We start from the raw sequence: 4203 nt of genomic DNA on the forward strand, positions 1-4203 counted from the left end.
GGGTCTTGAATGAATCGGACGGGGGCATGGCGGGAACCGGCGCATCAACTTCTACGTTCCTGTAGAAGATATAGGCAGGCAACGGTAGGGCGGCCTGAGCGGGCGCCCCTGGTTTTTGGAGTGTTCATGGCCCTGTGGGACCGCATCAAGGACTCCGCGTCGCAGATGCAGACGCAGCTGGTCTCGAAGAAGAACGACCTCAAGAGCGGCGCGTTCCGGGACGCGAGCATGGCCATGTGCGCGCTGGTCGCGGCGGCGGACGGCCACATCGACCCGTCGGAGCGGCAGCGTGTCGCCCAACTCATCGCGAACAACGAGGTGTTGCAGAACTTCCCGGCGGACGACCTGCGCCGCCGCTTCGAGGACAACCTCAACAAGCTGACCACCGACTTCGACTTCGGCAAGGTCAGCGTGCTCCAGGAGATCGCCAAGGCGAAGAAGAAGCCGGCCGAGGCCCGCGCGGTCATCCAGATCGGCATCGTCATCGGCGGCGCGGACGGCGACTTCGACAAGGACGAGCAGGCGGTGGTCCGCGAGGCGTGCTACACCCTCGACCTGCCGCCGCACGAGTTCGACCTCTGAGTTACGCCGTACGAGCGCCGGGCTCCCGGGTACTACGGGTGCGGGGCCTGGCGCTCAGGGGGTGCGGGGCCTCCCCGGGTACTACACGGGTACTTCGCGGGTACTACTGAACACCGATGACGAAGATCCTGATCACCGGAATGTCCGGCACCGGCAAGTCGACGGCGATCGAGTGGCTACGGCGACGAGGGCACCGGGCGATCGATACGGACACGGACGCCTGGAGTTGCTGGGTCACGCTTCCCGACGGGACGCGGGACTGGATCTGGCGGGAGGACGCGGTCACCGAGCTGCTGGCTGGCCACGACACGGGTCACCTCTTCGTCGCGGGCTGCAAGAGCAACCAGAACCGTTTCTATGGTCTGTTCGACCACGTCGTCCTGCTCAGCGCTCCGGCAGAGGTGCTGCTCGCGCGGATCGCCACCCGGACAAACAACCCCTACGGCAAGCGAGCCGACGAACTGGCCGACATCCTGGGCTACTTGGACGACGTCGAACCCTTGCTGCGGGCTTCCGCCAGCGTCGAGATCGATGCGGCAGCGCCGGTCGAGGTTGTCGTGCGGAGGCTCGAAGCGCTCACGGATCCACCGGCGTGTTCGGAATCCCGCTGTCGATGACGCAGTTGTCGGCCGGGTTCTGGGTGTGGGTCTGGCTGTCGCTGGGGGCTGTGCCGGAGGAGGGGGTTACCTCCTCCTCCGGGATGGTGGACGTGGAGGGTGTGCACGAGGTGCTGTGGCCGGGGTCGCCGGTCGTGCCGGGTGTCGGGGTCGCGCCCGAACCCGTGCTCGTCCCCGTCTCTGCTCCCGTTCCCGAGACGCCCGTCGGCGGGGAGCCGGGATCGCTCTCCTCCGCCCCGCAGGCGACCAGTGTGCAGGCCAGCGCGCCGATGGTGACGGCGAGCCGAACTCGTAAGGATCCGGGCATGAGTTGGCCCCTCCACGTCGTACGTCCGTCAGTCGGCGGACGCCGGTTGGCGCATCGACGTCAGTAGGAAGAGTACGTGTTGAACGCGTCGCCGACCCAGGTCGCGAAGTACGGGGAGCGCATCTCGGTCGGGTTGTCGCGGCGTTCCGTGTTGCTGTTCACGCCGTTGACGTAGCCGCTGTAGTAGACGTTGTCGTCCTTGCCGAAGATCCAGGGTCCGCCGCTGGAGCCGCCGGTCATGTTGCACGGCATCTTGATCTGGTCGGTGACGGAGGAACTGCGCTGCGAGGTGGTCGCGGAGCAGAAGTACTGCCACTGTCCGTCGAACGCGCCGGCCGCCGGGTACCCCATCGCGACCATGAAGCGGTCCTTGGGGTAGTTCCACTGGATCCCCAACCCGCCTACGGCGTTGACGAGTTCACCCGAGGAGTTCGGCGAGGTGATGACGATGCCGACGTCGTAGCCGAAGTTCCCGCTGTTGATCCACCCGTTGAACGCGACGAGCGTCTCGGCCCACCACGTCCCGTACGGCCGGCTGCCGTGGTCGTAGTACGGCACGAACTGCCAGTTGGAGGCCCAGCTTTGACCCGGACCGCCGTGGACGCAGTGCCCTGCCGTGAACACCATGTTCTTGTTCGTGCTGTTGACCGCGGACCCGGAGCACACGTAGTCGATGCCGTCGGAACCCCGGTAGAACACCTTGCCCACGACCCGAGTTGCCGAGACTTTCAGCTTCGGCGCACTCGGCGCGACCTCAACTCCCTTACCGGCGACGGGTTGTGAGCCGGTCGTCGCCCCACCGATCGCCTCCTCGATGACGCTGTCCGGCACGGACTTCCCAACGGCCTTGGGCGGTACGGCCGCTGCCATGCGCTCCGGCGTCCAGTACTGCCCGGTCAGCGCCTGGGCGCCGGGCGAGACCCGGTGTTCAACTGCGCTGGAAGCGGCTGCCGTTGCCTGTCCCTCGGCGGCGACGACCGTCGACGGCGCGAAGGCGAGCCCGAAGGCGACGCAGGCGGCGAGCAGATATCTACAGCGATTGCGTAACACGTGACACCCTCCCCATCCAGTGGCATGTCCACGCAAGCCTCCAAAGTCTGTGCAAGTCCTGTCAATGGGTTCAACAGGGTCGGAGGGCTGGATATCGACGCAGGCGCAACGGGGCGCGGAGAAAGGGCACTTGGGGGGAGCCGGGAACGACGAAGCCCCTCTCGGTCGGACACGGAGAGGGGCTGAATATCGCCGTAGGTCAGTTCTGGGTGTCGTCGCCGAACTGACCGAGGAAAGAGGTCCAGGTCTCGCGGGAGGCGGCGAGAAGGGGACCGTCGGTGAGCTTGCTGTCGCGAACGGCGAGGCCGGAGGGGGCGGTGAGGGCGACCTCCACGCAGTTGCCCTCACCAGTCGTGTACGACGACTTCCAGAAAGGGGTTACGACCTCAATCACGTTCCGTCTTCCTTGCTACTTTCGCAGTGCGCTCCGGATCAGCCGCGCACTGGCCTGCGGTGCCAGTGCTGCCGATCGTAGTTCGTCGTACGCATTGGCGTAAGCCACGAGATCTGCGGGCGCTTCGAGGACCGAAGTACCCCGCAGGTTGTCCATGGTCACCGCCTCCACGACCGGCTCGGACTCGAAACTGAACGACGAGAAGGCGGAGATCGCGCCCGCGACCGTTCCCGCGCTGAACGGCAGCACCTGCACCGTGACGTTCTTCCGCTTCCCGACCTCAAGGATGGCGGCCAGTTGCTCCTGGTGGACCTCGGCGCCGACCACCGGGTGAGCGATGGCCGCCTCCCAGATGATGGCGGTGAACGACGTCCCGCCTTCCTCGATCTTCGCCTGCCGCGCTTCGCGCACCTTCAGCAACTGCTCGACGCGCTCGGGAGCGATGTAGTGCGGCGTCGAGAGGATGACCGCCTCGGCGTAGGCGGGGGTCTGCAACAGCCCGGGGATGAGAACCGGCTGCCACTCCCGGATGTACGTCGCGTCATCCTCAAGTGCGATGAAGTCGAGGTAGTCCTGCCGTAGGTGCGCCGCATGCTCCAGCCACCACCCCCGCCGCTTGGAGTTGCGCGCCAGGTCCTCCAGCTTCTTCCGCACCGCGAGGTCGTGCACCCCGTACGCGTCCAGCATCGCCCGGATCTCCAGCGGGCGGGCCGACACGTGACCGGTCTCTATGCGGCTGACCCTCGTCTGGTGGCCGGCGATGACCTCCGCGGCCTGCGCCTGGTCCATCTTCGCCGCCTGGCGGTACGTCTTGAGAGCTACTCCAAGTCGCCTGCTGCGCACGGTCGGTCGGGCCCCACTAGGCATCGTTGCCCCCTCTCGTTCGCAACCCAATGTAGAGCATGCCGTCAATCGAACAACTATCCATCAGCATGTATGCGACTGAACTGGTTGCGACCAACTCACCTGCGCCCCTAGCCTCATGAGCACGAGCCGTTATTCCGCGGCTCTTGACTGGCGAACCGTCAGGAGGCATCCCCACCCATGCCCGACACCGTCACCTTCCAGATCCCCAAGAACCGCCGCCACGTCCCCACCGCCAGGCACCGCGTCCAAAAGACCCTCGCCGACTGGGGAGTTGACCCCGACCTCTCCGACGCCATCACCCTCGCCGCCAACGAACTCGTCACCAACTCCGTCGCCCACTGCAAGATCCCCCTCGCCCGCGTCGAGATCACCCTCCGCCTCACCCC

7 protein-coding genes are annotated in these 4203 nt (G+C 66.2%); 3 read left to right on the plus strand and 4 right to left on the minus strand.

The genetic code is table 11. The annotated features are described in order from the left end of the window. Positions 1-126 precede the first annotated feature (126 nt). Both AOK24_RS34265 and AOK24_RS34270 read left to right on the plus strand, forming a co-directional pair. Complete coding sequence (locus tag AOK24_RS34265) at positions 127-582, plus strand: tellurite resistance TerB family protein (protein WP_055723901.1); 456 nt, start codon at positions 127-129, stop codon at positions 580-582. 116 nt (positions 583-698) lie between these two features. After that, positions 699-1199 carry an AAA family ATPase gene (locus tag AOK24_RS34270; RefSeq protein ID WP_055723902.1) on the plus strand — a complete coding sequence of 167 codons (501 nt, stop codon included), beginning with the start codon at positions 699-701 and terminating at the stop codon, positions 1197-1199. Here the strand turns inward: AOK24_RS34270 and AOK24_RS48845 are convergent. From AOK24_RS48845 to AOK24_RS34290, 4 genes are all read right to left on the minus strand, one after another. Then, positions 1159-1506, minus strand: coding sequence for a hypothetical protein (locus AOK24_RS48845; protein ID WP_133258204.1), 348 nt, complete (start codon positions 1504-1506; stop codon positions 1159-1161). The two genes, AOK24_RS34270 and AOK24_RS48845, sit on opposite strands and share 41 nt — an antisense overlap. A 60-nt stretch (positions 1507-1566) precedes the next feature. Beyond that, the gene (locus AOK24_RS34280; RefSeq protein WP_133258205.1) at positions 1567-2556 is read right to left on the minus strand and encodes a trypsin-like serine peptidase; all 990 of its coding nucleotides are present in this window, start codon (positions 2554-2556) and stop codon (positions 1567-1569) included. A gap of 199 nt (positions 2557-2755) precedes the next feature. Further along, a complete protein-coding gene (locus tag AOK24_RS34285) occupies positions 2756-2950 on the minus strand; it encodes a DUF397 domain-containing protein (RefSeq protein WP_055723905.1) in 195 nt (64 codons plus the stop codon). Positions 2951-2965: 15 nt separating this feature from the next. After that, positions 2966-3817 (minus strand): helix-turn-helix domain-containing protein, encoded by an 852-nt coding sequence (locus AOK24_RS34290; protein ID WP_055723906.1) that lies wholly within the window; start codon positions 3815-3817, stop codon positions 2966-2968. A gap of 177 nt (positions 3818-3994) precedes the next feature. Between AOK24_RS34290 and AOK24_RS34295 the strand changes: the two genes are divergently transcribed. Then, positions 3995-4203, plus strand: a 209-nt coding sequence (locus tag AOK24_RS34295) for an ATP-binding protein (protein WP_167376887.1), incomplete at its 3' end; no start/stop codon positions are given.

It is taken from the genome of Streptomyces niveiscabiei (assembly GCF_001419795.1).
Lineage (GTDB): Bacteria > Actinomycetota > Actinomycetes > Streptomycetales > Streptomycetaceae > Streptomyces > Streptomyces niveiscabiei.